Here is a 25,722-nt window from a genome sequence, read left to right as displayed (position 1 = left end):
GCGGGCGGTTCCGGTCCTTCGACCGCTCCGGCCCCGTACCGCGGGGGCGGCGGTCGCGCGGGCGGCGGCAAGGCCCGCGGCGGCGGAGCGGCCGGCGCGTTCGGTCGCGGCGGCCCCCGAGGCAAGAGCCGCAAGTCGCGTCGTCAGCGTCGCCAGGAGTTCGACAACCTGTCGGCTCCGAAGATGCAGTCGGGCGCTCCCCGAGGCGGCGGCGAGACCATTCGCCTGCCCCGCGGCGCGACCCTGGCCGACTTCGCCGACAAGATCGGCACCCTGCCGGGCACGCTCGTTCAAGAGCTGTTCGGCCTGGGCGAGATGGTCACCGCGACCCAGTCGGTACCCGACGAGACGCTCGAACTGCTCGGCGCGCACCTCGACTGGGACGTCAAGGTCGTCAGCCCCGAGGAAGAGGACAAGGAACTGCTCGCGCAGTTCGGCATCGACCTCGACGAGGACGGCAGGGCCGACCAGCTCCCGCGTCCGCCGGTCGTGACCGTCATGGGCCACGTCGACCACGGTAAGACGAAGCTGCTGGACGCGATCCGCAGCTCGAACATCGTGGCGGGCGAGGCCGGCGGCATCACCCAGCACATCGGTGCCTACCAGGTCCACGTCGAACACGACAGCAAGGACCGGGCGATCACGTTCATCGACACCCCGGGCCACGAGGCGTTCACCGCCATGCGTGCCCGAGGCGCGAACGTCACCGACATCGTGGTGCTGGTGGTCGCCGCCGACGACGGCGTCATGCCGCAGACGATCGAGGCGCTCAACCACGCCAAGGCCGCGAACGCGCCGGTCGTGGTCGCGGTCAACAAGACCGACCTGCCCGACGCCAACCCGGACAAGGTCCGCCAGCAGCTGACCGAATACGGGCTGGTCGCCGAGGAGTACGGCGGCGAGACCATGTTCGTCAACGTGGCCGCCAAGCCGCGCGTCGGCATTCCGGAGCTGCTCGAAGCGGTCCTGCTGACCGCCGACGCCGCCCTCGAACTCGAGGCTCCGGTGAGCGGCAACGCGCAGGGCATCGCGATCGAGGCGCACCTCGACAAGGGCCGCGGCCCCGTCGCGAGCGTCCTGGTCCAGAAGGGCACGCTGCGTGTCGGCGACTCGATCGTCGCAGGCGGGGCCTACGGCCGCGTCCGCGCGATGCTCGACGCCGAGGGCAACCGCGTCTCCGAGGCGACCCCGTCGTACCCGGTGCAGGTGCAGGGCCTCGCGTCCGTCCCGATGGCCGGGGACGTGTTCCTCGCCGCCGACGACGACCGCACGGTCCGGCAGATCGCCGAGCAGCGGCAGGCACGCCGCCGAGCCGCCCAGCAGGCGGCACGCGCGTCGCGCACCACGCTCGAGAACCTCATGGACAAGATCGCCGAGGGCGAGCGCACCACGCTCTCGCTCATCATCAAGGGCGATGGCGCCGGTTCGGTCGAGGCCCTCGAAGAGGCCTTGGTCGCGCTCGAGATTCCCGACGAAGTGCAACTGCGGGTCATCCACCGAGGCGTCGGTCCCGTCACCGAGAACGACGTCAACCTGGCCGCGGCAACGGACGAGGAAGCGGCGACGATCATCGCCTTCAACGTCCGCGCCGAGGGCAGGGTCAAGGACATGGCCGAGCGCGAGAACGTCGACATCCGCTACTACACGGTCATCTACCAGGCGATCGAGGAGATCGAGACCGCGCTCAAGGGCATGCTCAAGCCCGAGTACGAAGAGGTGGAGCTCGGTTCGGCCGAGATCCGCGAGGTGTTCCGTTCCTCCAAGTTCGGCAACATCGCGGGCTGCCTCGTCACCAAGGGCTCGATCAAGCGCAACGCGAAGGTCCGCCTCATGCGCGACGGCAGCGTCGTCGCCGAGACGACGATCGACTCGCTGCGCCGGTTCAAGGACGACGCCACCGAGGTCCGCGAGGGCTACGAGTGCGGTATCACCTTGAAGAACTACAACAACATCGAAGAAGGCGACACCATCGAAGCCTTCGAGATGCGTGAGAAGCCGCGCGACTAAGTGCGACTGCTCGAGACCGAAGCCGCAGCGCGGCTCGGCCGGGCCCGACGCGAGTCGGGTCACGGTCGAGCCGCGCTGTCGGCCGTCTACGGCCCCGACGCCGCCGAGGCCGCCGACCGCGGCGACTTCCGCGGACTCCTCGCCGCCTGCGGCGACGACCCGCTCGGGGTGTGGACGCGACTGTTCACGGTCGGCACGGCCGTCGACGAGCGCGCCGCCACGGCGGCCCTCGCCCCGTTCGGCCTCGACGAGGCCCTCGAGTGCGGCCTGCTCATCCGCGAAGGCGACGGCGTCGCCGCCGGGTGGGGACTCCAGTACTCCGGTGAGCGGGCGGTCTTCTCCGACCAGCGCCCGAACACCACCGGCGCCCGATCGCGCGAGCACGTCCTCGGCATCGGCGGCGCCTCCGAGCTCCTGCTCGACGCCACGCTCCGCTCCGGCGTCGACGCCGCGCTCGACCTGGGCACCGGCTGCGGCGTCCAGGCCCTCGCGCTCGCCGACCACGCCCGAAGCGTGACCGCCACGGACCTGAGCGGGCGCGCGCTGGCCTTCGCCCGCCTCAACGCCGAGCTCAACGGCGTCGACCTCGACCTGCTCCAAGGCGACATGCTCGAACCGCTCGCCGACCGACGTTTCGACCTGGTCGTCGCCAATCCGCCGTTCGTGATCGCCACGCCCGGCGCCGGCTGGACCTACCGCGACGGGGGACGGGAGGCCGACGGCATCGCCGCCGAACTGGCCGCCGCCTCGACGGCGCTGCTGCGTCCGGGCGGCACCATGCAGTTCCTGGCGAACTGGCTGCACGTCAAGGGCGAGGAATGGGGCGAGCGGATCGCCGCCTGGCTGCCCGAGACCGGCGCGCGGACCTGGGTGGTCGAACGCGAGGCCCTCGACCCGCTCGACTACGTCCGCACCTGGCAGCGCGACTCCGGCGAGAACGGCGACACCGAGCAGGCCGCCGTCTGGCTCGACTGGTTCGACGCGCACGGGGTCGAAGGCGTCGGCTTCGGCATGGTCAATATCCGCCGCATCGACGGTCCGAGCGAGGCCGTCTGCGAGGAGGCCAGGCACGCCGTCGAGGCGCCGTGGTCGGATCGCGTCTCGGACTGGTTCGCCGTCCGCGAGGCCGAGCTCGAACCCGAGACGCTGTGGGAATCGCGCCTGCGCCTGGCCGAGGGTGTCGCCCTCCAGCAGGCCGCCGAACTCGGCGGCGAAGGCTGGGAGGTCGAGCGCCAATGGCTCCAGCAGCGCCATGGGATGCGCTACGCCGAAGAGGTCGACCCGCTGCTCGTGGCGTTCCTCGGCGCCTGCGACGGCACCGCTCCGCTCCGCCTCCAGGTCCAACTGCTCGCCGAGACCTATGGCGGGGAGACCGCCATGCTGTACGCCCAGCTTTACCCGGTGATCCGCCGTCTCGTCGAACGCGGCTTCCTCTCGACGGTCTAGCGCCGGCAAGCCGCGGCCGTTGGTAGGACACGGCCGGTTCCCGGTGTCGGTCTGCTCTCAACCTAGGGTCGGGGTTGCGGCCGTGGATTGCGGCCAGAAGGCGAGGAACACGAGATGTCTGACATCGAACGGCAGACGGCGGCGGGGAAAGTGCTGTGGCACTTCACCATGTCGCTCGACGGATTCGTGGCAGGGCCGGATCACGCCATGGACTGGATGACCGGCTTCAACGTCCGTGACGGCTTGGCCGAGGAGTACGTCGAGACCACAGGCGCGGTCCTCGGCGGCCGGGACGGCTGGGAAGCCGACCCGCATGCGCGCCCCTATGGCGGTTCATGGCGGGGACCGCTCTTCATCCTCACCCACCGTCCCGAGGATGCCGCACCGGCTGAAGGGGTGACGTTCTTGGACTGCGACGTGGCCGAAGCGGTGCGTATCGGACTGGAGGCCGCCGACGGCAAGAACCTTGAGGTCTTCTCGCCGACGATCGGCCGCCAACTGCTCGAGCGCGGCCTGATCGATGAGATCGACCTGCACATCGCGCCGGTACTGCTCGGTGACGGCATCCGGCTGTTCGACAACCCGGGCGGGCAGCCGATCCGGCTTCGGCATGCCAGTGGCCCCGACCCGATTGCGGCGGTGAACGTGCGATACCGCCCGGTAGTAGACGCTTAAGAACCCGGACGGCCTCGGTCCTCCGAGCCGAGGTTGCGGAGCGGGACTCTCAAATGGTGCTGCCAGGTATCGGGGCCGGGTGGCTCGGTGGCGGCACAGGGAGGCCTGCAATGGAAGCGGGGGCGTCGGCGGGAACGGGTGAGCGTGATGATCGTTCTGCGCCAAAGCAGCGACGATGAGGGGGCCGGGTGGCCCGGGATCGGTAGCCGTCACGGGCGTCGCTGTGGTCGGGCGGGGTGGCCTGCTGAGGCCTGCAATGGAAGCGGAGTCGTTGGCGGGAACGGGCGAGTGTGATGGTTACTCTGCGCCAAGGCGGCGACAAAAGCGGTGGCGGGTGGGGTGGGGCTGTTGCTCGTCGCGGGGGTGGTCGGTGGCGCCGTGCCGGGTCGGGTCGGGTTGGGTTGGGGCTGGCTGGGCGGCGGGTATTCGCGTTGCTGGTGGTCCGGTTTGGCGGCGGCTCGTGGCGGCCGCCTGGGCGGTTGGTGTGCCGGTTCGGGCTCCGGGCATGGGAATGGGCTCGAACCCGTCTCCGGTTTCGAGCTGGCGACCTATGAGGCGCCTTCCCCGCCACGGCATCCCGCGACGGGCGACCTAAAAAGGGTGGCGGTCCGTAGTCCGGTGCGGCGCTGGCGAGGTCGTGAGTCCGCCTCGGTTCAGTCAGTGGTGTGGAAGTCTCGTATCCCTGTCCCTGTCCCTGCCCTGGTTCGGGTTCCGGTGGTGAAGCCGGTTCGGGTTCGGTCTCGGGGTGGGGTGTCGGGGTGGTGAAGCGTGCTCGTGCTTTGGCGCGGGCGGCTTTCGCGGCGGCCATGACCTGCTCGGTCTCGGCCTGTTCGGCGGCGGCCTCCAAGTCCGGCTTCAGGGTCTCGGACCATCCCTCGGGATACAGGCCGGTGGGGAAGGTGTTCGCGATGTCGTCGGCGAAGTCGGCATCCAAGTCCGTGTCGGTGCGCCAGTCCGAGCACCCGCATTTCAGGTCGGGGTCGGTGTCCTCGTGTCCGTCGTGGTGGACGATCAGGGCTTTGCCCGGCCCGGTTTTCTGGATGGTCCAGCCGGGGGTGTGGATGCGGCCGTGGTGGAAGCGGCACAGCAGGATCAGGTTCTCCGCCACAGTCGGCCCACCATTCGCCCAGTGGCGGATGTGGTGGGCTTCGGTCCACTGCACCGGTGCGAGGCAGCCGGTCCAGGCGCACCCGCCGGGCTGCTCGAGTTCCAGCTTCCTGCGCAGTGCCGAGTTGGGCAGGCGCAGGGCGCGGCCGAGTTCGATCGCTTCGCCGGTGCGGTAGTTGAACACGTTGGGGATCACGAGGCCTTCGCAGGCGAGGAGGCGGGCCTTACCGAGGCTGATGGGGTCGCCTTCCAAGGTGGCGACGCGGCCGGTGTCTCCTCCGGCCAACGTTTCGATGTCGACCGACAGGTGCAGGGTGGCGGTGTGCCCGTGCCGCTTGGCCGCGTTCGGGTCGGCCCCGTGGGCCGCGACCATCTGGTGGAACGCCTCGGCCCGCCGGTTCGCCGCAGGCGGCAGCGACCCGTCGGCGTCGACCTCGTCTTGCCGGGGCGGCGGCACCGCTGTCGTCAGGAGTTTGGCGAACAGCTTCCCGGTGTCGGCCGACAGCAGCCCGGAGAGGACGAACATGCCATTCTCGGTCTCGACCAGGTCGAGTCGCTGCAACGACTGCTGCCCGAGCCCGTCCAACAGCTCCTCACCGGAGTCGAGCGCGGCCTGAAGTTCGTCGAGCTGGGCGTGGACGTCCTTGACGGTGGCGTGGATGCAGTACTGCGCGATCAAATGCTCCGGAGTCGGGCACGATACCTCGGGGTCGAAGGGGGAAGGCACCGGCTCGCGGTAGGGCGTCCGCGCGTAGACGCGCAGGGCCTTGGTCGCGTCCAAGCGGCGCACGGCTGCCGCGACCCGGTCAATCCGGGCCGCAGCCGACGTCGCCGTGTCGGCCAGGACGGTGAACTTCCCTGCCGTGCGGGCGATCGCAGCGAGGTCGGCGGCGACGCGGAGGTGGAAGTCGAAGGTGGCGACCAGCCACTCCCGCAGGGCCGAGAAGCCGTCGCAATCGCGGTGAATGTTCCACGCCTTCGCCTCGATCACCTCGGACAGGACCCGAGCGTGGAGGGCATTGATGGTGGCGGCTGCGTCATCGAGCGTGGTGTGGATGACCTTGGCGCGCTCGGTCCTGCTCGGAGTCCTGGTTGCCTTGGCCATCTGACACCTCCCTCGGTCCTTGAGGTCTTGTACGAACCTGCTGTTTCCGCCGGTTCGTGCTATACCTCTATTCTCGCAGGTCACAAGGCCTCTGTCATCACCCATTAGGGTGGGAAAACACTCACGTTTCCGGCCCCCGGGACCACGAGAACCCTTGCCGAGCAAGACAAAGCGGGCACCAAACGGCCCGCCCGCGCATAGGAACACGCGACCTCCACTCCCGCCGACCCATACTCCACAGAGGACCCGCCTCTTCGTCGCCGCCCGATTGAAGCCGCACTCATATGGCCCCGACCCCGGCGTCAACCCGAAATGCGGGCCCGCCTGGCCGTCGCTGCCGCTTTTAGCGCAGAGCAACCATCTCCCACACTGTTCCCGCCACCCCGACAAGTTCCATTGCCGGTCTCCCCAGGCGACCAACCGACGCCACTACCAGTGTCAGGCCAATACGCCCCGAACGACTTGCTCACCGAGTCGGTCTCGGAACACGGCTCCAAGATCCACGTCTCCTTGGCCTGCAGCACCTCTCCCATCCGCCGGCTCATGCCGCCCTCGGTCTCCGCGCGGATGAACGGCCGCATGCTGGGCGCGGCCGCCCGGAACCTGTCCGAACGGGAGCGCCTCGCGGCCGCTTAGGAACGCAGGTACGCCAGCACGGCCTTGACGCGCCGGTGGTGGTCACCGTCTTCGCTGCGCAGCTCGAGCTTCGTGAAGATGTTGCGGATGTGCTTCTCTACCGCGCCATCGGAGATGAACAGCTTCTTGCCGATCGCCCGGTTCGAGTGGCCCTCGGCCATGAGCTCCAGCACCTCGCGCTCGCGCGGGGTCAGCGTCTCCACCGGATCGTCGGCTCGCCTGCGCACCATCAACTGCGACACCACTTCGGGATCGAACACGGTCCCGCCGGCCGCCACGCGGCGCAGCGACTCCATGAAGTCGTCGACGTCGATGACCCGGTCCTTGAGCAGGTAGCCGACGGCGCCTCGCGCGTCGGCCAGCAGGTCGTCGGCATAGGACACCTCGACGTACTGGGAGAGTATGAGCATCGGCGAGCCGGGCACGTGCTCCCTGGCCCTCGTCGCGGCCCGCAAACCCTCGTCGGTGAAGGACGGCGGCATCCGCACGTCCACCACCGACACGTCGGGCCGGTACTTCAGGACGGCATCGACGAAGGCGTCCCCGTCGCCGACCGCGGCGACCACGTCGCAGTCGAACTCTTCGAGGAGCTTCACGATCCCGGATCGGATCAAGACCGCGTCATCGGCCACCACTACCCGCACGGAACCTCCGCCACGATCACTGTCGGTCCGCCCTCGGGGGAGTCGATGGTCCACTCGCCCTCGGCGGCTTTGATGCGGTCGGTGAGTCCGGAGAGCCCGTGCCCCTTGGAAAGGTGCGCGCCCCCGATGCCGTTGTCGCCGACCGAGACCACCAGCCTATCGCCCCAGTCGTCCACCGATACCGACGCGTGGCTCGCCTGCGAGTGCTTGGAGATGTTCGTCAGGGCCTCGGCCACCACGAAGTAGACGGTGCTCTCGACGGTGGACCGGTACCGCCCGTGCAGTGAGGTCTCCAGCTCGACCGGGACCATCGATCGGGCCGCCAAGGCCGCCAGCGCCGCCTCCAGGCCGCGGTCGGTCAGGATCGGCGGGGCGATGCCCCTGGAGAGCGCGCGCAGCTCGTTGATCGTGTCGCGTGTCTGCGAGATCGCCTCCTCCAGCGTCTGCTGGGCCGCTTCGGGGTTGGCCTGCATCTGGCGCTTGACGCGCGCCAGCTCCATGCCGAGGCTCACCAGGCGCTGCTGCGGCCCGTCGTGGATGTCGCGCTCGATGCGCCGCAACGCGTCGGCCTCGGCGGAGGTGGCCGCGTCCCGGGACTCGGCGAGTTCGTCGATCCGCTCGTGCAGGCTGCTCAGCGACGTGAGCATCCCCTTGCCGATCCAGCCCTGCGCCAGCGCGCAGCCGCGGACCACCAGCGGCAGCAGCAGCATCATGATGAGCCCGCCGATGACGGTCAGGACCGAGACCGCGAGGTAGGAGTCGCCCCAGCCGAGCCATCTGGTGGCGTATTCCGGGCCCTGCTGCCCGCCGCCGGTGGCGGCCATGATGATCCACGCGTACAGCGGGTACAGCAGCGTACCGATCGTCGCCACCCACCACGCGATCGTGATGGCGAAGGCCGCGACCGCGACCGGGAAGATCGTGACGGCCCACAGGAGGTTGAGCCACGACTGGCCGTCGGTGAGCGTGGTCAGGAAGCGGCGCAGTGCCGAACTGCCGGCCTTCGCCGTCTTGTAGCGGGGTTTGGGCACCTCGCGGCGGATGACGAACGGGATCTGCGCTCGTCCGGCGGCGGCGAGCCCGCGCATGGTCAGCAGCGTCGCGGCCATGACCGGCACGCCGATCCAGATGACGGCGGTGCCGATCCCGAGGGCGAATCCCACGACGCTGATGACGAATGCGGGCAAGGCGATGGGGAACGACGAGAGGTTGTAGGCGGTGTCGATCCCCAATTGCCGGACAGTTTTTCGCATGTGTCAAATCTAGAGAGCGGGCGCAGGCTCGAACGAGCCTGCGAGCTGGCTTATCGAGGGTAAGGCCAGCCCTACCTTCAGCGCACGGAGGCCCCAGGTCGTCCGCCCGCCCGGGTGGCGATCCCCGCGACCGAGTTGAGCAGGCTCATGATGCAGATCCCGATGACCAGGTTGATCGCGCCCGTGGCGATCTGCGATTCGAGCTCGGCGGCGATGGTGAACGGGATCAGGACGGCCACGACGACCGCCAGGATCATGATCCAGTTGAAGAAGCTCATCGGCCGGGGCATGAGCAGCAGCATCAGGTGCAGCAGGCCGGTGGCGAGGATGGCGATCGCGAATGAGCCGAGGGCATAGGTGGTGGTCGAGGCGTCGCCGTAGGCGCCGGCGTCGTCCGGTGACAGGATGTGGATCCCGAGGACGCCGCGCACCAGCAGAATGCCCACGAGCGCCACTAGCGCCGCGACCACGGCCGTGCCGAAGCCTCCGGCCCACAGTTTGCTGCCGGCGACCGAGGAGCTCTCGGGGTCGTCGGGCGGAGTCGCGGCCGGGTAGCGCCGTGTCGGTTCGTTGTACTGCTGCTCCCAGCCGTTCTGGGGTGTCGACATCGTTTCCTCCTATCTCGGCGAAGCCGAAGGGCCGTGCACCGGCCCGCGCGGTCTTCACACGACATCGTGTCAGGCGTACGGGATTGACGCCGCGAAACAGGCGATTTCGGACGCCGTCGGGTTTCCGGTTTCCCGAGCCTCGCCGTGCGGTGAAAAGATCTTGGGGTTGGGGCTCGGGCCGCGTAACCTAGAGCGGTGTTCACCGGATGCGTTGAATTCGACCTCCTCCTCCCGGACGACTCCCGCTCGCTCAAGGCCAAGCGCTCCTATGTGCGCCCCATCGTGGCCGCCCTGCGGAAGTTCGAAGTGGCGGTGGCCGAGGTCGCAGACCAGGAGCTGCATGGACGTTCCACGATCGGAGTAGCCGCCGTGGCGGGGGATAACCTCCATGTACAGGAAATTCTCGACGCGTGCGAGAAGCACGTGGCCGCCCGCCCGGAGGTCGAGCTGCTCAGCGCCCGCCGGCGCTTGTTCGGCCCCGAAGACGAGTAGTAGTAAGCAGAAGGCAGGGAATCGACATGGTAGACGCGGCTAAGCAGGCCCAAGTGGCCAAGCGGGTGATGGAGCTGACGGCTCAGGCCGTGCGCAAGCTCAAGGACCCGCGCGTCGGCATGGTCACCATCACCGACGCTCGAATGACGCCCGACCTTCGCGAGGCCACGGTCTTCTATACCGTGCTGGGCGACGAGGACGAGGTGAAGGCCTCCGCCATCGGTTTGGAACGCGCCACCGGACACCTGCGCACCACCGTGGGCCGCGCTCTAGGCATGCGGCACACGCCGTCGCTGTCGTTCGTGGCCGACACGGTCCCCGAGCAGGCCAGCCGGATCGAGTCGCTGCTGGCGCAGGCCGCGCAGGCCGACGCCGAGATCCACCGGATCCGCGAGGGCGCCAAGTACGCCGGCGACCCGAACCCGTACCGCGAGGACGAGGAAGCGGACGAGACCGAAGACAAGCGGCAGTGAGCGCCGGGGCCGCTGCGGCCCCGGCGTCGTACCGCCGCATCGCGTCCCTCGCGATCCCGGCTCTGGTGGTGCTCGCCGCCGAGCCGGTCTACATCCTCATCGACACGGCCGTCGTCGGCCATCTCGGCGCCGTCCCGCTGGCCGCGCTGGCGGCCGGCTCGGCGATCATGTCGTTGGCGGCCTTCATCGGCGCGGTCCTCGCCTACGGCACCACGGCCCGGGCCGCGCGGCGTTTCGGCGCCGGCGACCGGGCCGGCGCGGTGGCCGAAGGCGTGCAGGGCACCTGGCTGGCGCTCATCGCCGGGGCGGTGATGATCGCCGTCGTCCAGGTCTTCGCCGGGCCGCTGACCTCGGTGATCGGTGACGGCCGCGAGGTGGCCGAGGCCGCCGAGCTGTGGCTGCGCGTGGCGGTCTTCGGCGCGCCGTTCCTGCTCCTGACCGCCTCGGGGCAGGGCTGGATGCGGGCGGTCCAGGACGTGAGGCGGCCCATGTACTTCGTGTGCTTCGCGTTCCTGCTCTCGGCCGTGCTCGCCCCGGTCCTGGTCTACCCGGTGGGTCTGGGTCTGGTGGGCTCGGCTTGGGCGAACGCGATCGCGCAGGCCGTGGCCGGGACGCTGTTCCTCGCGGCGCTGCGCCGTGAAGGGATCAGCCTGCGCCCGGACTGGCCGCTGCTGTCCAAGCAGCTGACGGCGAACCGTGACCTCATCGTGCGCGGCGGCGCGATGCAGGCGTGTTCGATGTCGGCCACCGCGGTGGCCGCCCGGGTCGGCGCGACGGCGCTTGCCGCCCACCAGATCGGCATCCAGCTGTGGTTCTTCGCGGCCTTGGCGCTGGACGCGGTCGCGATCGCGGCGCAGGCGCTCGTCGGCGCCGACCTCGGCGCCGGGCGTGTCGAGGCCGCGCGAGCCTCCGCCGGGCGGGTCACGTGGGTCGGGCTGGGATACGGTGCGATGTTCCTGCTCGGGGTGCTCGCGCTGCTACCGGCACTGCCGGACCTGTTCACCTCCGATGCGGCCGTGCATGATCAGCTCGGCTACGTCTGGCCCTGGCTCGTGGTGCTGCTGCCCGTCGCCGGGGTCGTCTTCGCGCTCGACGGCGTCCTCATCGGGGCGGGGGACCTGTCGTTCATGCGCAATATGGCCGTCGCCGCCGCACTGAGCTGGCTGCCGTTCACCTGGCTCACCCTCGCCTTCGACTGGGGGCTGACCGGGATCTGGGGCGGTCTGGCCGCCTTCATGCTGGTGCGCCTCGCGATGATCCTGTGGCGTATGCGCTCGGGCGCATGGGCCGTCACCGGGGCCGAGCGCGCCTGAGAAGAACCGTCTCACTATCTGATCTTCCTGATGAAATGATCGTGAACGTTCGTTAAGGTGTCGAGGATGAGGACCCGAAGAGTCACCATCCGCGAACAGCACGAACGTCCCAATAAATGGGATGAGGCGAAGACCGAGGCCCAGCGGGCGTTGCAGGAATCGCTCGACCGCCACCAGTAGGACGGCGCCGATCGAGCCCGGCTAGCCTCAACGGCTGTGACCACACCGCAGCCGGGCATCATCGTCGTCGACAAGCCGCAGGGCATCACCTCGCACGGGGTGGTGTCGCGCATGCGCCGCATCTGCGGCACCCGCAAGATCGGGCACGGCGGCACGCTCGACCCCATGGCCACCGGCGTGCTCGTCCTCGCCGTCGGCAAGGCCACCAAGCTCCTCACCTACGTCTCCGGCCTCGACAAGGCCTACGCCGCGACGATCCGGCTCGGCCAGACCACCGTCACCGACGACGCCGAAGGCGACGTGACCGCGACCGCCGACGCCTCCGGCGTGGCCGACGAGGCGATCCGCGAGGCACTGGCCGCGATGGTCGGCGAGATCGACCAGGTCCCCAGCGCCGTCAGCGCCGTCAAGATCGACGGCAAGCGCGCCTACAAGCGGGTGCGCGAGGGCGAGACCGTCGAGCTCAAGGCCAGGCGCGTCACCATCGCCGCCATCGATGTCGGCGGGATCCGGCGCGGTGAGGCCGTCGACGTCGACATCGACGTCTCGTGTTCCTCGGGCACCTACGTCCGCGCCATCGCCCGCGACCTCGGCGAAGCGCTCGGCGTCGGCGGGCACCTGACCGCCCTGCGCCGGACCAGAGTCGGCGGCTTCGGGCTCGACGCCGCCGCCACCATCGACGAGCTCGCCGAACGCGCCGAACACGGCGATCCGCTCCCCATGCTGCCGATGGGCGAGGCGGCGGCGAGGCTCATGCCCACCCGCACCGCCACCGAAGCCGAGGCCAAGGCCCTCTCCTACGGCAAGTCGATTCCCGGAGCGGCGATCGAGGGCCGCTACGCCGTCGTCGACGAATCGGGGACGCTCCTCGCCGTCATGGTCGAGCGCGGCGACCTCGCCAAGCCCGAGACCGTCTTCGCCGCCGCCTGACCGCGCACCGAGTCGCGGAAGGCGATCGGCGTGGTCCCGGTGCGCTGGTGGAAGAACTTATTGAAGTTCGTCGCGCTCGAGAACCCCAGACCCGCACCGATGCGCGCGGCGGGCGCATCGGAGCAGGCCAGGAGTCGCTTGGCCTCGAGGATCACGCGGCGGTCGATGAACTCCTTCGCGGGCATCCCGGCCGCCGCCAGGGTCGCCCGCGAGAGCGTCCTGGGGGAGTAGGCGAGCGCCGCGGCGTAGTCGGCCAGGCGCCGGGTCCGGGCGAAGTCCCGCTCGACCGCGTCGCGGAACGCCACGTAGACCTCGCCGGGCTCGGCCGCCGGAGCTCCCTGCCCCGGGAGCGAGCCGACCCGCAGCACCAGCACCGCCAGCAGGTGGCGCAGGACCTGGGACCGGACGTCCTGCGGCAGCCGCTCACTCGCGCCGTACTCCCACTGCAACTGGCTCGCTGCGACGCGCAGGATCGGGTGGTCGTCGTTGCCCGGGACGCGCAGCACCGGCGCGTGGGGGTCGTCGGCGCACACCGCGATCGCGGTGTCCGGGTCGAGGAATCCGCTCTCGAACCGCACTACGGTGCCTTCGGCGCCCTCGAGCTCGCCCCATTGCAGCACCTGACCGGGGCGCGTCCACATCCACGCGCCGGGTTTGAGATGGTGCTCGGTGAAGTCCACCGTCTGCCGCAGTGACCCGGAGGTGAGCGTCAGGAGCAGGTGCTCGTCCGAGCGCCGCGGCCGGGCGAGATCGTCCGAGCGGGACCGCAGCGCGGCGAGAGTGAGGACCTCCACCCCGACGGGCGGCGGCGGCGTGGCCTCGGGTGCGAGTCGCGATATGTCGTCGTGTCGTGTTGTCACCAGCATCGGCGGCAAGTTTATCCGCTATGTCGGGGTTCGGCTGGAGTTTTTGATCACCTGGAGTCAAGTTCAAATTTGAAGTACTGTGGTGCCCATGGCTGAAACGAAGACCGTAGATTTCTGGTTCGACCCCGCCTGCCCGTGGGCGTGGATGACCTCCCGCTGGATCGTCGAGGCGGCGAAGCACCGGGACCTCGACGTCCGGTGGAACGTGATGAGCCTGTTCGTGCTCAACGAGCAGCACCTGGACGAGCTGCCGGAGGATTACCGGGAGCTCATGCCGAAGACCCTCCCCGCCGTCCGCGTGGCGACGGCGGTGGCCGAGCAGTACGACAACGACACGCTCGGGCGGCTCTACACCGCACTCGGCAACGAGATCCACCTGCGCGGCCGGAAGGACGCCGAGCAGTACATCCCGGCGGCGCTCGCCAAAGCGGGCCTCCCGCCCGAGCTCGCCGAGGAGGGCGGCACCGACAGGTGGGACGAGGCGCTGCGCGCCTCGCATCGGCGCGGGATCGAACTGGTCGGCACCGACGTCGGCACCCCGGTGGTCGCCGTCGAGAACGACGAGGGCGAGCGGGTCGGCCTGTTCGGCCCGGTCGTGACCCCCGCGCCGCAGGGCGAGGCCGCCGCGAAGCTGTGGGACGGCGTGTACGCCGTGACGACGACGCCCGGCTTCTACGAGCTCAAGCGCTCCCGCGCCAAGGGCCCCGACTTCGCGAACCTCTCCGCCGAGTGACCGAACGCAAGACGAAGGGGGCTCCGCGCGATCGCGCGGAGCCCCCTTTCGCCTGGTCTAGCTGACCTGGGAGAGCCAGGACTGCTCCTCGCCGCCCGCCGCCTGACGGTACGGCTCGAGCTCGCGGTCCCAGTCCAGGCCCAGCAGCTGGTCGAGTCCGCTCCTGAGCGCCTCGGCGCTCGTGGTGGTGGCCAGCAGCGCCCGGATGCGGTCCTCGGCGATCATGATCCCGCCGCCGGCGCTCATCGCCGCGCGGTACACGCCCCGCCCGGGCACGTGCATGATCCGCTCGCCGTCCACGCCCGCGCTCGGGTCCTCGGTGACCTCGAACCGCAGCATCGGCCACTGCGCCAGCGCCTTCGCGAGCTCCGCGCCGACACCCGGCTCGGCCGTCCAGGCTCGCTCGGCGCGCATGGTGCCGCGCTCGGCCGCCTGCGGCGCCCAGCCGAGCTTCACCGTCGCCGTACCCAGGACACGCCCGATCGCCCACTCGACGTGCGGGCATACCGCCGGCGGGCTGGAGTGGATGTAGATCACGCCGCGTGTCTGCATCGCGCACCTCCTTGGGAATCGGCGTATCTGAGTACTGGCTCACTCCTTGTGGTCAATTGGGGACGGTCTGAAGCCGTCCAACGGGTATCGACCGGGTCAATCGAGGGATGAACTCGAACCCGGCACGCTATTCCGCTCAGTTACATACTGACAGCTCTGAACACATCGCGCTAGGCTTAAACCGAACCGGGGGCTCACTTTTTCGATGATTCGATGGGTCACACCTGGTCTATGTGCTAGGAGCCGGGAGTCCCCGCTGAGATACACTTGGTCGCAGACCGGCATTGTGTCGGTTTTCTTTTGTGGTCCAACCCAGGTTCAGAGCCCGCCTTCCGGGTTGCTTCCTGTGTCTGGCCGAAGATTCGTCTTACACGACATGGTGAGGAGACCGGCGTGGCAGCCAACACTTCTAAAACCGCACGCGCTTCCGTCAAAGCCGGACAGAAGGCTGGCGCTGCGGGCGGACTCAACGTCCTCGGTGAGTTCAAGTACCTGATCCCGCTCAACAACGGCAAGCACGTGTACCTGCGTAACCTGACCGATGGGCGCAACCTGCACCTCGCCACCGACTCGGAGGCCTTCACGGAGGCCGTCAAGGCCCTGTCCGAGGCCGGCCACGGTGCGAAGATCAAGGCCGAGATCGAGGCCTTCGCGGCGAACTTCCCGGCCGAGCAGGGCTGGGACACCACCTTGAAGTCCCTCGAAGAGGCCGGCGCGTTCGGCGAGCCCGCCGAGGCGGCCGCCTAAAGGCGCAGACGTCACGAAGCTCCATGCCTCACACATAAGGAGGCATGGAGCTTCTTTTCGTTTCGAGCGGAAGGCGCACGCGCCCGATCCCATTCGGGCGCACCAGTCAGCGCGCGAATGGCGATTCGATGCCGGGCACTCACCCGAATGCCCGGCGAGCCGGCGTGGCGTTATTCGTCGTCGGTGCAGACCGGATCGGACATCGGCACGTCGTCGACCGACCAGAATGCGCCCACCTGGAAGCAGTAGTCCTCCGACGGGATCAGCCCGCCCGCGGTGAGCGCGGTGTCGGACGTCGGCTCCCCGAGCCGGTCGGCCTGCTCGTCGCCCACCCGCTGGGCGAAGACGAAGTACTGGAGCTCGGAGTCCTCGGCGGGGGCCTCCCAGCGCAACGCGACCTCGCCATCCACCCAGGACTCGATCACGAGGTTCCGCGGCGCCCGGTCGCCCTCGGTGTTCGCCTGCTCGATGTCCTCGGGACCCTCGTCCGGCGTCAGCAGCCACAGCCAGACGACCATGACCGAGCCGAGCAGGAGCGTCAGCACCACGCCCAGCACCACGTACGGCCTGAGGCTCCGCTCGTCGCGCGGGCGCCGCGGCTTCGGGGCCTTGGGCGCCACCGGCGGCCTGGTCCCGGACTTCTTGTCGCCTTCACGGGTGATGACCGGCGGAGCGAACGCGGGCTGGTGCACCGGCGGCGCCTGTGCGCCCGCCTGCTGCCCCGTCCACGGTGTCACCGGCGGCCGCATGCTCACCGGCGCCTGCGGCGGCGCCGAGTGCGGCGCGGCCGACACCGGCGGACCGCTCGCCTGCCCGGCGTTGCTCACCGGCGCCGAACCGTCGAGGCCGGCGGCGTAGCGCGGGTCCACGGCGTGGCCGAGCTGCGAACTGTAGCCGTCGGTGCGCCCGCCGGTCTGCCCGGCGGTGACGCCCGAGCCGAACGTGAACGCCGAGTCCGGCGCCGGCGGCTGCACCGGCGCGAACGGGTCCAGCGGCGCCTGCTGCGAAGGCGACGGCCCCTGCGGGCGGAAGACGGTCTCCTCGTTGCTCAGGTCGCCGATCGTGGCCGGAGCCTGGGCCTTGCCGATGCCGCCGGTCGAACCGAACATGCCGCGCTGGAGCCGCTCGGCGAACGCCTGGCACGACTCCGGGCGCCGGCCCGCGTCGCGCTCGAGCGCCTGCACCAGCAGGCGCTCCAGCCATTCCGGGACGTCGTCCCTCGGGATCTTCGGCGGCGGCGCCTCGGAGGTGACGCGGGCGCGGTGCGTGTCCGGGTCGGTGCCGCCCTCCGGGTTGGCGAACGGCGCGAAGCCCGCCAGGAGATGCCACATGGTCGAGGCGAGGCTGAACAGGTCGCTGGCGGGCGTCTGCGCTTGCCGCAGCAGCGCCTCGGGGGAGGCGTGCAGCGGCGTGAGCTTGTCGATCGCCTCGGTCGCCGCGAGAGCCGCCGGCGCCCGCGCGATCCCGAAGTCCGCGAGCGCGGGACCGTACTGTCCCTTGAGGATGTTCTGCGGCTTGACGTCGCGGTGGAGGATATCGGTGTTGTGCGCCGCCTGGAGCGCCTGGCCGATCTTGATGCCGACGTCGATGACGTCGTCGACCGCCAGCGGCCCGCCGGATTTCAGAATCGCCGAGTAGGAGCCGCCGTCGCAGTACTCCATGACGATGTACGGGCGGCCGTCCTCGGTCGAGCCGGTGTCGATGATCGAGACGATGTGGGGATGGTTCGAGACCGCGACGGTGGCCTCGAGCTCCTTCTCGACCGAGGCGGCGGTGGTCATGTCGTCGTCGACGAGCAGAACCTTGACCGCCACGGTCCGATCGAGGCGTTCCTGCACGGCGCGGTAGACGAACGCGGTCGACCCGTGAGCGACCATCTCGAAGTCGCGATAGCCGGGAATGGCCGGAGTGGGGGAGCTCAAGGCGGAGGGCTTTCTGTTGGGGACGATCGAACGGAAGGCGTCCCCAACAGATTAGCCGCCTCGTCTACACGTGCCCGTTCTGGCCGTTGAGCAGGTTCGCCACACGGATTAGCCCCAGGTGCGAGTACGCCTGCGGGTGGTTGCCCAGCCCGCGCTCCGCGATCGGGTCCCACTGCTCGGGCAGCAGGCCGGTCGGGCCGGCGCACGCGAGGATCTGCTCGAACAGCTCCTCGGCGTCGGCGCGGCGGCCCACCTGGAGGTACGCCTCGGCGAGCCAGGCGGCGCAGACGATGAACCCGCCCTCGGTGCCCGGCAGGCCGTCGTCGCGGTGGTAGCGGTAGACGGTGGGGCCGCTGCGCAGCCCGGCCTCGATCTTGAGCACCGTCTTGAGGTAGCGCGGGTCGTCCGGGGCCAGCAGGCCCGACAGGCCCACCCACAGCGACGCCGCGTCGAGGTCGTCGTGGCCGTACGCGGCCGTGTAGGCGCCGACCTCGTCGTTCCAGCCCAGCTCCAGGACGTTCTTCGCGATCGAGTCGCGCAGCTCCGGCCAGGTGGCCCCGGCCTCCATCCCGAACTGGTCGGCGACCTTGAGCGCCCGGTCCACCGTGACCCAGCACATCACCTTCGAGAAGACGTGGTGCCGCGGCGCCTGGCGGGCCTCCCAGATGCCGTGGTCGGGCTCGTGCCAGCGCTTCTCGACGGCCTCGACCATGGAGGCCATGACCGACTGCTCGAAGTCCGACAGGTGCCCGCGGCGCTGGGCGACGTCCTCGATGAGCATCGCGACCGGTCCGAACACGTCGAGCTGGACCTGGCTGGAGGCGGCGTTGTTGATGCGCACGGGGCGCGCGCCGGCGTAACCGGGCAGCGTCTCGATGATCGCCTCGGGCGAGGGCGTGCCGCCCTCGATGTCGTAGAGCGGGGCGAGCCGCTCGGGGTGTCCGGCGGTGCGCTCGATGATGCCCGAGACCCACTCGAAGAAGGCCTCGGCCTCCTGGAGCGAGCCGAGGTCGACCAGCGCGTTCGCGGTCATCGCGGCGTCGCGGATCCAGCAGAACCGGTAGTCCCAGTTGCGGACGCCGCCGAGCTCCTCGGGCAACGACGTGGTGCCGGCCGCGAGGATCGCGCCGGTCGGCTGGTAGCACAGCGCCCGCAGCGTGAGCGCCGAGCGGGAGACCGCCTCGGGCTCGGTCGACGGGAGCTTCAGGGAGTCGGACCAGTTGCGCCACCCGGCCTCGGTGGTGCGGCGGCGGACCTTGATGGTGGGCTTCCACACGCCGATGTCCTCGGTGCCGGCGCGCATCTCCAAGGTGAGTGAGCCGCCGACCTGCGCGAGGTCGACGGTGGCGCTGGCCAGCGCGTGCTGGCCGTCGTTCTCGATGTGCCACTCGACGCCCGGCGAGCGCAGACTGATCGGCTCGTTGGCGCCGAGGACGCGCAGGCCGTCGTCGCCGACGGGCTGGAGCTGCACGGGCAGCTGCCCGAACTCGGGGCGCGGCGCGAAGGTGATCTTGACCGGGATCCGGCCGGTGATCTCGCGGACCAGGACGGTGGCGTTGAGGTCGCCCTTGCGGCGCAGCGTCGAGTCGAGCCAGTCGGTGATCGTCAGGCCCGGCCAGCGGGTCTCGACGGTCATGGTGCCGGCGACGTAGCGCTGGCCGAGCGGGATGCCGGCGTCGACCGGCTGGACGGTGAAGTGCCCGGCGTGCTCGCCGCCGAGCAGATCGGCGAAGACCGAGCCGGAGTCGGGCCGCGGGTGGCACATCCACGTCAGGCGCGCGTCGGGGGTGAGCAGTGCGTGGTTGGCGCCGTCGGCGAGCAGCGTGTGGCGCTCGATGAGCTGCGCCGACTCGCCCTGGAGCCAGCTGCGGCGCATGTCGACGAGCCGGGCCAGGAGCTTGGCGACGTCCTCGGGGTCGGCGATCCGGTAGGACGCCAGCGTCGGTCCGGGCCCGATCCGGACGCCGATGTCGGGGCCGTGGAGGTGCGCGAACGCGTTCTCGTCGGTGACGTCGTCGCCCAGGAACAGGACCGCGGAGGCCCCCAGCTGATGGCGGAGCTTGTCGAGGGCGTCGCCCTTGTGCGTGGTCACCACGGACAGGTCGATGACCGACTTGCCCTCGGTGGTCTGCACTCCATACCAAGTGGACGGTCCCTTGCGGACTTCGCTGACGGCCTCCTCGGAGTCCGCCGCCGTGGCCTCCCTGGTGTGCAGGGCGGCGCCGGCGGGCTTGGGCTCGACCCGGGTGCCCTCGAAGCGTTCGGCGATCGCCGTGAGCTCGGCCACGAGCTTGTCACGGCGCCGCTGGTCTTCGCTCGAGAGCGCCCGGGTGAACCCGACGTCGAACTCGGAACCGTGGGAGCCCACCAGATGGATCTCGGACGGCAGGCGCGAGAGCGCCGCCAGATCGCGCAGGGCGCGACCGGAGATGACCGCCACCTTCGTCTGCGGCAGGTTCGCGAGCGTGCGCAGCGCCGAGACCGATTCGGGAATCGGCTTGGCCTGCGAGGGGTCGGTCACGATCGGCGCGAGCGTGCCGTCGTAGTCGCAGGCCACGAGCAACTGCGGAACGCGGGCGAGCTGGATGAGGGCCGAGCGGAGCTCGTCCGAGGAACTCAGTCCTTCAGGACCGGGCCCCTCTGGGCTTGGTGCGGTCATCTGGCGTATCTCCAACACCGGTCATTTGCGGATTCAGGCTTGTGACTACCTGCCTTCCACCGCGTCGGCGGTGGGTGGGCTGCCCGGATTGTACGCTGCGCTGCGTTCCGGAACTCCTAGCGCCGTGAGGAAGCTGCGGGCCCACCGACTCACGTCATGCTTGCGCAGATAGCGCCTCATTGCGCGCATCCTCTTCATCTTATCTTCCATAGGCGTCTGCGCCGCTGTCACAAATCCGTCTTTCAAATCCGTCAAATCATGCGGGTTCACCAGGAACGCTTGCCGCAGATCCCCTGCGGCACCGGCGAATTCGCTCAGAACGAGCGCGCCGCGGTTGTCGACCTGGCTGGCCACGAACTCCTTCGCCACCAGATTCATCCCATCGCGCAGCGGTGTGACCGCCATGACATCCGCGGCCTGATACAGCGCCGCGAGCTCGTATTTGTCGAACGATTGGTGGAGGTAGTGGACGGCCGGAAGGCCCACCTGGCCGAATTCGCCGTTGATGCGACCGACTTCACGCTCGACTTTGTCGCGCAGCACACGATACTGCTCCACTCGCTCCCGGCTCGGTGTGGCGACCTGCACCATCACCGTCTTGGGGACCTTGAAGCGGCCGTCCTCCAGCAGCTCCCGGAACGCCTTGAGCCGCGTCTCGATGCCCTTGGTGTAGTCCAGCCGGTCGACGCCCAGGATGATCGTGTCCGGGTCGCCCAGCTCCGAGCGGATCTCCTTGGCTCGCTGGCGGGCCCGCTCGGTGCCGGCGATCTCCTCCATTGAGGCGGTGTCGATCGAGATGGGGAAGGCGTCGGCCCTGACCAGGCGGTCCTCGACGGTGACGTAGTGGCCCCTCGGCCGGTAGCCGAGCAGGTGGCGGGTGAGTGCGAGGAAGTTCTGCGCCGCCAGGGGCCGCTGGAAGCCCACCAGGTCCGCGCCCAGGAGCCCCTTGAGGATCTCCATGCGGTGGGGCAGCTGCATGAACAGCTCGACCGGGGGGAAGGGGATGTGCAGGAAGAAGCCGATGCGCAGGTCGGGGCGCCGTTCCCGCAGCATCGCGGGGACGAGCTGGAGCTGGTAGTCCTGGATCCAGACCACCGCGCCGGGCGCGGCCTCGGCCGCGCACACCTCGGCGAAGCGCTCGTTGACCTCGTAATACGACTTCCACCACGAGCGGCGGAAGACCCGGGGTTGCACCGCGTCGTGGTAGAGCGGCCACAGCGAGGCGTTCGAGAAGCCCTCGTAGTAGCGCTTGACCTCGTCGGCGCTGAGCTCGACCGGCAGCAGGTTGATGCCGTCGGCCTCGAACGGCTCGGGGGCCTCGCCGGGCTGTCCGGCCCAGCCGATCCACGTGCCCTTGTTGGCCTGGAGAACTGGTTCGAGGGCGGTGACGAGGCCGCCAGGGGATCGGCGCCAGGTTCGTTTTCCCTCTTCGTCGACCTCGGAGTCGACGGGGAGACGGTTGGCTACGACAATGAAAGATGCGTTGCTCAATTTGTTGTCCCTCCTTTACGCAATCGTATCCGGATGGACGATCCGGCATTCCGCCGTGACGTACGAGGGTGTAGCGCAGCCCGCATGGCGGGAAGGGCCCTCGACTTGACATCATTGAGGGTGGTTAGTTCCCAGTCAGCGAAGGATCAGTGTGGCGCAGTTCATTTACACCATGGAAAAGGCGCGGAAGGCGCATGGCGACAAGGTCGTGCTCGACGACGTCACCTTGTACTTCCTCCCCGGAGCCAAGATCGGTGTGGTCGGCCCCAACGGCGCCGGCAAGTCGAGCCTGCTCAGGATCATGGCCGGGCAGGACCAGGTCTCCAACGGCGAGGCCAGGCTCGCGAGCGGCGCCTCCGTCGGCATGCTGGCGCAGGAGCCGCCGCTGAACGAGTCGAAGACGGTCATGGAGAACGTCCAGGAGGCCGTCGCGCCGATCCAGGCCAAGCTCGACCGCTTCAACGCCATCGCCGCCGAGATGGCCACCGACTACACCGACGAGCTCATGGAGGAGATGGGGCGCCTCCAAGAGGAGCTCGACGCCTCCGGTGCCTGGGAGCTGGACTCCAAGCTCGAACAGGCCATGGACGCCCTGCGCTGCCCGCCCGGCGACTGGGCCGTCACCACGCTCTCCGGCGGCGAGCGCCGCCGCGTCGCGCTGTGCAAGCTCCTGCTGGAGCAGCCCGACCTGCTGCTGCTCGACGAGCCCACCAACCACCTCGACGCCGAGTCCGTGCTGTGGCTCGAGCGTCACCTCGCCGACTACCCCGGCGCCGTCGTCGCCATCACGCACGACCGGTACTTCCTCGACAACGTCGCCGAGTGGATCCTCGAACTCGACCGCGGCCGCACCTACCCGTACGAAGGCAACTACTCCACCTACCTGGAGAAGAAGGCCGAGCGCATGAAGGTGGAGGGCCGCAAGGACTCCAAACTCCAAAAGCGCCTCAAGGACGAGCTCGAATGGGTCCGCTCCAACGCCAAGGGCCGCCAGACCAAGTCCCGGGCCCGCCTGGGCCGGTACGAGGAGATGGCGGCCGAAGCCGAGAAGACCCGCAAGCTCGACTTCGAGGAGATCCAGATCCCGCCGGGCCCGCGACTCGGCTCGACCGTCATCGAGGCCAAGGACCTGCACAAGGGCTTCGACGGCGAGACGCTCATCAACGGCCTGAACTTCAGCCTGCCCCGCAACGGCATCACCGGCATCATCGGCCCGAACGGCGTCGGTAAGACCACCCTGTTCAAGACGATCGTCGGCCTCGAGAAGCCCGACGCCGGCGAGGTCAACATCGGCGGGACCGTCCAGCTCTCGTACGTCGACCAGAACCGCGCCGGCCTCGCCGGCGACAAGTCGGTCTGGGAGACCGTCTCGGACGGCCTGGACTACATCATGGTCGGCAAGGTCGAGATGCCCTCGCGCGCCTACATCGCCGCGTTCGGCTTCAAGGGCCCCGACCAGCAGAAGCCCACCAAGGTCCTCTCCGGCGGCGAGCGCAACCGCCTGAACCTGGCGCTCACCCTCAAGCAGGGCGGCAACGTCCTCCTGCTCGACGAGCCCACCAACGACCTCGACGTCGAGACCCTCTCCAGCCTGGAGAACGCGCTGCTGGAGTTCCCCGGCTGCGCCGTGGTCATCAGCCACGACAGGGCCTTCCTCGACAAGGTCGCCACCCACATCCTCGCCTGGGAGGGCGAGGACGAGAACGGCGAGCCGAAGTGGTTCTGGTTCGAGGGCAACTTCGACTCCTACGAGAAGAACAAGATCGAGCGCCTCGGGCCCGACGCCGCCAACCCGCACCGAGTGACGCACCGCAAGCTCACGAGGGACTGACATGAGCCGCTTCACCACGGAGGTGGCGCTGCGCTGGTCGGACATGGACGTCTTCGGGCACGTGAACAACAACAAGTTCATGGTGCTGCTCGAAGAGGCCCGCGTCGCGATGATGTTCGACGTCGCCGAAGAAGCCGGGATCCCCAGCTTCCGGCAGGGCATCGTCGTCGCCCGCCACGAGGTCGACTTCCTGCTGCCCGTCGTCGTCCCGGCCGACGTCCGCGTCGAGCTGTGGGTCGATCGGCTCGGCAACGCCTCGTTCACCTTCGCCTACGAACTGTTCGCGAACGACAAGCTCGCCCTCAAGGCCAAGACCGTCATGGTCCCCTTCGACACCGCCGAAGGCCGGCCGCGGCGCCTCACCGGGCCCGAGCGGGCCTTCCTCGAGCAATGGCGGGACTAGACCGCGACGACGCGGCGTTCACCTCCCGCGTGGCCCGACTGGACGCCGACGCGCTCGTCCGCGTCCTGGACGGCCGCCTGTGGGCGACGCTGCCGATCGGCGTGCTCGCGGTGCGCGACCTCGCCGGAGCGCTCCAGAACGGCGTCTACCGGGCCGGAGACCTCGGCGCCGGCCGCGCCGAGCCCCGGCCCGAGGCCGACTGGCGCGGCCGGCTGCCGCAAGGCCGGTGGGAACCCATCGAGACCGTGCCCGCGGCCGAGATCGCCGCCCTCGACCGCCAGGCCGCCGACGCGCTGCGCCAGCGCCGAGGGCAGGGCATCGGCGACCGGCGCCTGCGGGACGCCCTGCTCGACCACGTGGCCCTGCGGATCGAGCACGACGGGGCGGAGCACCCCGTCGAGTTCAGGCTCGTCGTCGCCCTCATGCGCATGGGCTTCCTCGGCGACGACCCCGTCCGGGTCGTCCGCGCCGGACGCCGGCTCGGCCTCGCCGCCACCTACGGCGCCGTCTGGGAACGCGACCGGGGCCTGAAGCTCCTCTGACGATGGAATCGGCCGTTGACGGAAACCCGACCGAAGCCGGTCCTTCCAGCTCGAGTCGGGCCTCGACGTATGAGACGGGTGACAGTCAGCCGTTCAGGGCCGCGAACACCTGCACTAGGGTTCATACTTTTGGACAGGAAAGGCTGACGGTTGTGCAATGTCGGTGCCAAGTCCTAGGCTGCTGATCGCTACTGGACGTAACTTTGCACTGCTCGAACCAACGCAAATCCGGTTATGTTCAGCCAAGCAGGATGGCCAACGTTAAACCCGTGTACTGCCAGTGGCTCGCACTTTGGGTGGGAAGGCGGACGACACCATGGCATGGTGGCGCAGCAGCAAGAAGCGCGATTCCGACGACGACGCCGTCACCGAGTCGATCGCGGAGACCGACACGGAGCTCGGCGGCTCGGCCGAGCGCGCCCAAGCGCGCGGCAGCCAGCCCAGCGCCGTCCCGAGCCCCCGAACCGAACCGCGCGAGACCCCCGAGCTCGCCATGTCCGAGACCGGAGCCGAGGACTTCGGCGAGGACCACGCGTCCCGCGCCCCCGAGCCGCTCGCCTACGGGCCCGGCGAGGAGCAGATCTCCGAGGTCGAGCGCTGGCACCTCATCAAGCGAGACCTCGAGGAGATCGACCCGGACTTCGTCTCCGACCTCGAGGAGATCGCCCAGAACGCCCGCGACGAGGTCGCTCCGCTGGACTCCGACAGGATCATCGCCGCGCTCAAGAACCTCGACATCCGCTACCTCGTCGACGAGCACGGCGGCGTCGTCGCGCTCTGGGAGCGCCACATCGTGCAGGTCCGCGCCGAGGGCCCCGACTCGGACATCCTGGTGCTGCGCGCCCGCGCGTACCAGACGGTGCCCAGGGAGTGGGCCGCACGCGGATACGCCGCGATGAACGAGTGGAACCGCACCAGACGGTTCCTCAAGGCCTACCTCGGCGAGCCCACGGAGTCGGGCTCGCTGCCCGTGTTCGGGGAGATTCAGGTGCCGGTCCGCCCCGGCATCACCGCCGCCCTGCTCGAAGAGCTCATCGACTGCGGCACCGCGATCTCGGGGACCTTCGTCGAATGGCTCGAAGGCGAACTGATCTGAGACCCAAGGGG

General features: G+C 69.5%; 23 protein-coding genes. 14 read left to right on the top strand and 9 right to left on the bottom strand.

Going from position 1 to position 25,722, the window contains the following annotated elements:
• The 3 genes from infB to ACYVK3_RS10310 form a co-directional block, all read left to right on the top strand.
• A partial coding sequence (infB, locus tag ACYVK3_RS10320) for a translation initiation factor IF-2 (protein WP_460497225.1) occupies positions 1 to 2,007 on the top strand: 2,007 nt, incomplete at its 5' end.
• Positions 2,008 to 3,453: a class I SAM-dependent methyltransferase gene (locus ACYVK3_RS10315; RefSeq protein WP_460497224.1), complete on the top strand. Its 1,446-nt coding sequence runs from the start codon at positions 2,008 to 2,010 to the stop codon at positions 3,451 to 3,453. It abuts the gene before it with no gap.
• 114 nt (positions 3,454 to 3,567) lie between these two features.
• Entirely contained in the window at positions 3,568 to 4,128 is a 561-nt protein-coding gene (locus ACYVK3_RS10310; protein WP_460497223.1) for a dihydrofolate reductase family protein, read from the top strand.
• Between the two features lie 49 nt (positions 4,129 to 4,177).
• Here the strand turns inward: ACYVK3_RS10310 and ACYVK3_RS10305 are convergent, their stop codons facing one another.
• Positions 4,178 to 6,340 (bottom strand): HNH endonuclease signature motif containing protein, encoded by a 2,163-nt coding sequence (locus ACYVK3_RS10305; RefSeq protein WP_460497222.1) that lies wholly within the window; start codon positions 6,338 to 6,340, stop codon positions 4,178 to 4,180.
• A 435-nt stretch (positions 6,341 to 6,775) separates the two neighbouring features.
• Between ACYVK3_RS10305 and ACYVK3_RS10300 the strand changes: the two genes are divergently transcribed.
• Entirely contained in the window at positions 6,776 to 6,976 is a 201-nt protein-coding gene (locus tag ACYVK3_RS10300; protein WP_460497220.1) for a hypothetical protein, read from the top strand.
• Here the strand turns inward: ACYVK3_RS10300 and ACYVK3_RS10295 are convergent.
• The 3 genes from ACYVK3_RS10295 to ACYVK3_RS10285 all read right to left on the bottom strand — a co-directional run bounded on the left by ACYVK3_RS10295 (position 6,973) and on the right by ACYVK3_RS10285 (position 9,481).
• Positions 6,973 to 7,620, bottom strand: coding sequence for a LuxR C-terminal-related transcriptional regulator (locus ACYVK3_RS10295; protein ID WP_460497219.1), 648 nt, complete (start codon positions 7,618 to 7,620; stop codon positions 6,973 to 6,975). The genes ACYVK3_RS10300 and ACYVK3_RS10295 overlap by 4 nt on opposite strands.
• Positions 7,611 to 8,873 carry a sensor histidine kinase gene (locus ACYVK3_RS10290; RefSeq protein ID WP_460497218.1) on the bottom strand — a complete coding sequence of 421 codons (1,263 nt, stop codon included), beginning with the start codon at positions 8,871 to 8,873 and terminating at the stop codon, positions 7,611 to 7,613. Before ACYVK3_RS10290 ends, ACYVK3_RS10295 begins: the two co-directional genes overlap by 10 nt.
• 77 nt (positions 8,874 to 8,950) lie before the next feature.
• On the bottom strand, positions 8,951 to 9,481 hold the full coding sequence (locus tag ACYVK3_RS10285) for a DUF6069 family protein (RefSeq protein WP_460497217.1): 531 nt from the start codon (positions 9,479 to 9,481) through the stop codon (positions 8,951 to 8,953).
• A 195-nt stretch (positions 9,482 to 9,676) separates the two neighbouring features.
• Here ACYVK3_RS10285 and ACYVK3_RS10280 point away from each other — a divergent pair, with 195 nt between their 5' ends.
• The 4 genes from ACYVK3_RS10280 to truB all read left to right on the top strand — a co-directional run bounded on the left by ACYVK3_RS10280 (position 9,677) and on the right by truB (position 12,869).
• Positions 9,677 to 9,973, top strand: a complete 297-nt coding sequence (locus ACYVK3_RS10280; protein ID WP_460497216.1) for a DUF503 domain-containing protein — start codon at positions 9,677 to 9,679, stop codon at positions 9,971 to 9,973.
• A gap of 26 nt (positions 9,974 to 9,999) precedes the next feature.
• On the top strand, positions 10,000 to 10,446 hold the full coding sequence (gene rbfA, locus ACYVK3_RS10275) for a ribosome-binding factor A (RefSeq protein ID WP_460497215.1): 447 nt from the start codon (positions 10,000 to 10,002) through the stop codon (positions 10,444 to 10,446).
• A complete protein-coding gene (locus tag ACYVK3_RS10270) occupies positions 10,443 to 11,759 on the top strand; it encodes an MATE family efflux transporter (RefSeq protein ID WP_460497214.1) in 1,317 nt (438 codons plus the stop codon). Before rbfA ends, ACYVK3_RS10270 begins: the two co-directional genes overlap by 4 nt.
• 216 nt (positions 11,760 to 11,975) lie before the next feature.
• The gene (gene truB / locus ACYVK3_RS10265) at positions 11,976 to 12,869 is read left to right on the top strand and encodes a tRNA pseudouridine synthase B (protein ID WP_460497213.1); all 894 of its coding nucleotides are present in this window, start codon (positions 11,976 to 11,978) and stop codon (positions 12,867 to 12,869) included.
• Here the strand turns inward: truB and ACYVK3_RS10260 are convergent.
• A complete protein-coding gene (locus tag ACYVK3_RS10260; RefSeq protein WP_460497212.1) occupies positions 12,776 to 13,735 on the bottom strand; it encodes a helix-turn-helix domain-containing protein in 960 nt (319 codons plus the stop codon). The genes truB and ACYVK3_RS10260 overlap by 94 nt on opposite strands.
• An 88-nt stretch (positions 13,736 to 13,823) precedes the next feature.
• Here ACYVK3_RS10260 and ACYVK3_RS10255 point away from each other — a divergent pair, with 88 nt between their 5' ends.
• Positions 13,824 to 14,468, top strand: coding sequence for a mycothiol-dependent nitroreductase Rv2466c family protein (locus ACYVK3_RS10255; protein WP_460497211.1), 645 nt, complete (start codon positions 13,824 to 13,826; stop codon positions 14,466 to 14,468).
• 57 nt (positions 14,469 to 14,525) lie between these two features.
• Here ACYVK3_RS10255 and ACYVK3_RS10250 read toward each other — a convergent pair whose 3' ends face one another.
• Entirely contained in the window at positions 14,526 to 15,020 is a 495-nt protein-coding gene (locus ACYVK3_RS10250) for a DUF3145 domain-containing protein (RefSeq protein WP_460497210.1), read from the bottom strand.
• A gap of 393 nt (positions 15,021 to 15,413) precedes the next feature.
• On the opposite strand from ACYVK3_RS10250, the gene ACYVK3_RS10245 reads away from it, so the two are divergent.
• The gene (locus ACYVK3_RS10245) at positions 15,414 to 15,767 is read left to right on the top strand and encodes a hypothetical protein (RefSeq protein ID WP_460497209.1); all 354 of its coding nucleotides are present in this window, start codon (positions 15,414 to 15,416) and stop codon (positions 15,765 to 15,767) included.
• A gap of 170 nt (positions 15,768 to 15,937) precedes the next feature.
• On the opposite strand, the gene ACYVK3_RS10240 is transcribed toward ACYVK3_RS10245, so the two are convergent.
• The 3 genes from ACYVK3_RS10240 to ACYVK3_RS10230 form a co-directional block, all read right to left on the bottom strand.
• The gene (locus tag ACYVK3_RS10240; protein WP_460497208.1) at positions 15,938 to 17,689 is read right to left on the bottom strand and encodes a protein kinase domain-containing protein; all 1,752 of its coding nucleotides are present in this window, start codon (positions 17,687 to 17,689) and stop codon (positions 15,938 to 15,940) included.
• Between the two features lie 64 nt (positions 17,690 to 17,753).
• The gene (otsB, locus tag ACYVK3_RS10235) at positions 17,754 to 20,348 is read right to left on the bottom strand and encodes a trehalose-phosphatase (protein WP_460497207.1); all 2,595 of its coding nucleotides are present in this window, start codon (positions 20,346 to 20,348) and stop codon (positions 17,754 to 17,756) included.
• Between the two features lie 45 nt (positions 20,349 to 20,393).
• Positions 20,394 to 21,839: an alpha,alpha-trehalose-phosphate synthase (UDP-forming) gene (locus ACYVK3_RS10230; protein WP_460497206.1), complete on the bottom strand. Its 1,446-nt coding sequence runs from the start codon at positions 21,837 to 21,839 to the stop codon at positions 20,394 to 20,396.
• Positions 21,840 to 21,990: 151 nt separating this feature from the next.
• Here ACYVK3_RS10230 and ettA point away from each other — a divergent pair, with 151 nt between their 5' ends.
• The 4 genes from ettA (at position 21,991) to ACYVK3_RS10210 (ending at position 25,711) form a co-directional block, all read left to right on the top strand.
• Positions 21,991 to 23,670, top strand: coding sequence for an ABC transporter ATP-binding protein (gene ettA / locus ACYVK3_RS10225; RefSeq protein WP_460497205.1), 1,680 nt, complete (start codon positions 21,991 to 21,993; stop codon positions 23,668 to 23,670).
• A 1-nt stretch (position 23,671) separates the two neighbouring features.
• The gene (locus ACYVK3_RS10220) at positions 23,672 to 24,073 is read left to right on the top strand and encodes an acyl-CoA thioesterase (RefSeq protein WP_460497204.1); all 402 of its coding nucleotides are present in this window, start codon (positions 23,672 to 23,674) and stop codon (positions 24,071 to 24,073) included.
• Positions 24,061 to 24,615 carry a hypothetical protein gene (locus ACYVK3_RS10215; protein ID WP_460497202.1) on the top strand — a complete coding sequence of 185 codons (555 nt, stop codon included), beginning with the start codon at positions 24,061 to 24,063 and terminating at the stop codon, positions 24,613 to 24,615. Before ACYVK3_RS10220 ends, ACYVK3_RS10215 begins: the two co-directional genes overlap by 13 nt.
• Before the next feature lie 316 nt (positions 24,616 to 24,931).
• Positions 24,932 to 25,711, top strand: coding sequence for a type III secretion system chaperone family protein (locus ACYVK3_RS10210; RefSeq protein WP_460497201.1), 780 nt, complete (start codon positions 24,932 to 24,934; stop codon positions 25,709 to 25,711).
• Positions 25,712 to 25,722 lie beyond the last annotated feature (11 nt).

This window comes from Glycomyces tarimensis, assembly GCF_054776215.1.
Note: the sequence above shows the minus strand (reverse complement) of the source record. Positions and strands in the feature narration are given on the sequence as shown.

Coding starts and splice junctions, on each gene's coding strand:
- ACYVK3_RS10260 (WP_460497212.1), bottom strand. CDS start 13,735: ATGCTGGTGACAACACGACACGACGACATATCGCGACTCGCACCCGAG.
- ACYVK3_RS10255 (WP_460497211.1), top strand. CDS start 13,824: ATGGCTGAAACGAAGACCGTAGATTTCTGGTTCGACCCCGCCTGCCCG.
- ACYVK3_RS10290 (WP_460497218.1), bottom strand. CDS start 8,873: ATGCGAAAAACTGTCCGGCAATTGGGGATCGACACCGCCTACAACCTC.
- ACYVK3_RS10220 (WP_460497204.1), top strand. CDS start 23,672: ATGAGCCGCTTCACCACGGAGGTGGCGCTGCGCTGGTCGGACATGGAC.
- otsB (WP_460497207.1), bottom strand. CDS start 20,348: ATGACCGCACCAAGCCCAGAGGGGCCCGGTCCTGAAGGACTGAGTTCC.
- ACYVK3_RS10210 (WP_460497201.1), top strand. CDS start 24,932: ATGGCATGGTGGCGCAGCAGCAAGAAGCGCGATTCCGACGACGACGCC.
- rbfA (WP_460497215.1), top strand. CDS start 10,000: ATGGTAGACGCGGCTAAGCAGGCCCAAGTGGCCAAGCGGGTGATGGAG.
- ACYVK3_RS10285 (WP_460497217.1), bottom strand. CDS start 9,481: ATGTCGACACCCCAGAACGGCTGGGAGCAGCAGTACAACGAACCGACA.
- ACYVK3_RS10310 (WP_460497223.1), top strand. CDS start 3,568: ATGTCTGACATCGAACGGCAGACGGCGGCGGGGAAAGTGCTGTGGCAC.
- ACYVK3_RS10250 (WP_460497210.1), bottom strand. CDS start 15,020: ATGCAGACACGCGGCGTGATCTACATCCACTCCAGCCCGCCGGCGGTA.
- ACYVK3_RS10215 (WP_460497202.1), top strand. CDS start 24,061: ATGGCGGGACTAGACCGCGACGACGCGGCGTTCACCTCCCGCGTGGCC.
- ACYVK3_RS10305 (WP_460497222.1), bottom strand. CDS start 6,340: ATGGCCAAGGCAACCAGGACTCCGAGCAGGACCGAGCGCGCCAAGGTC.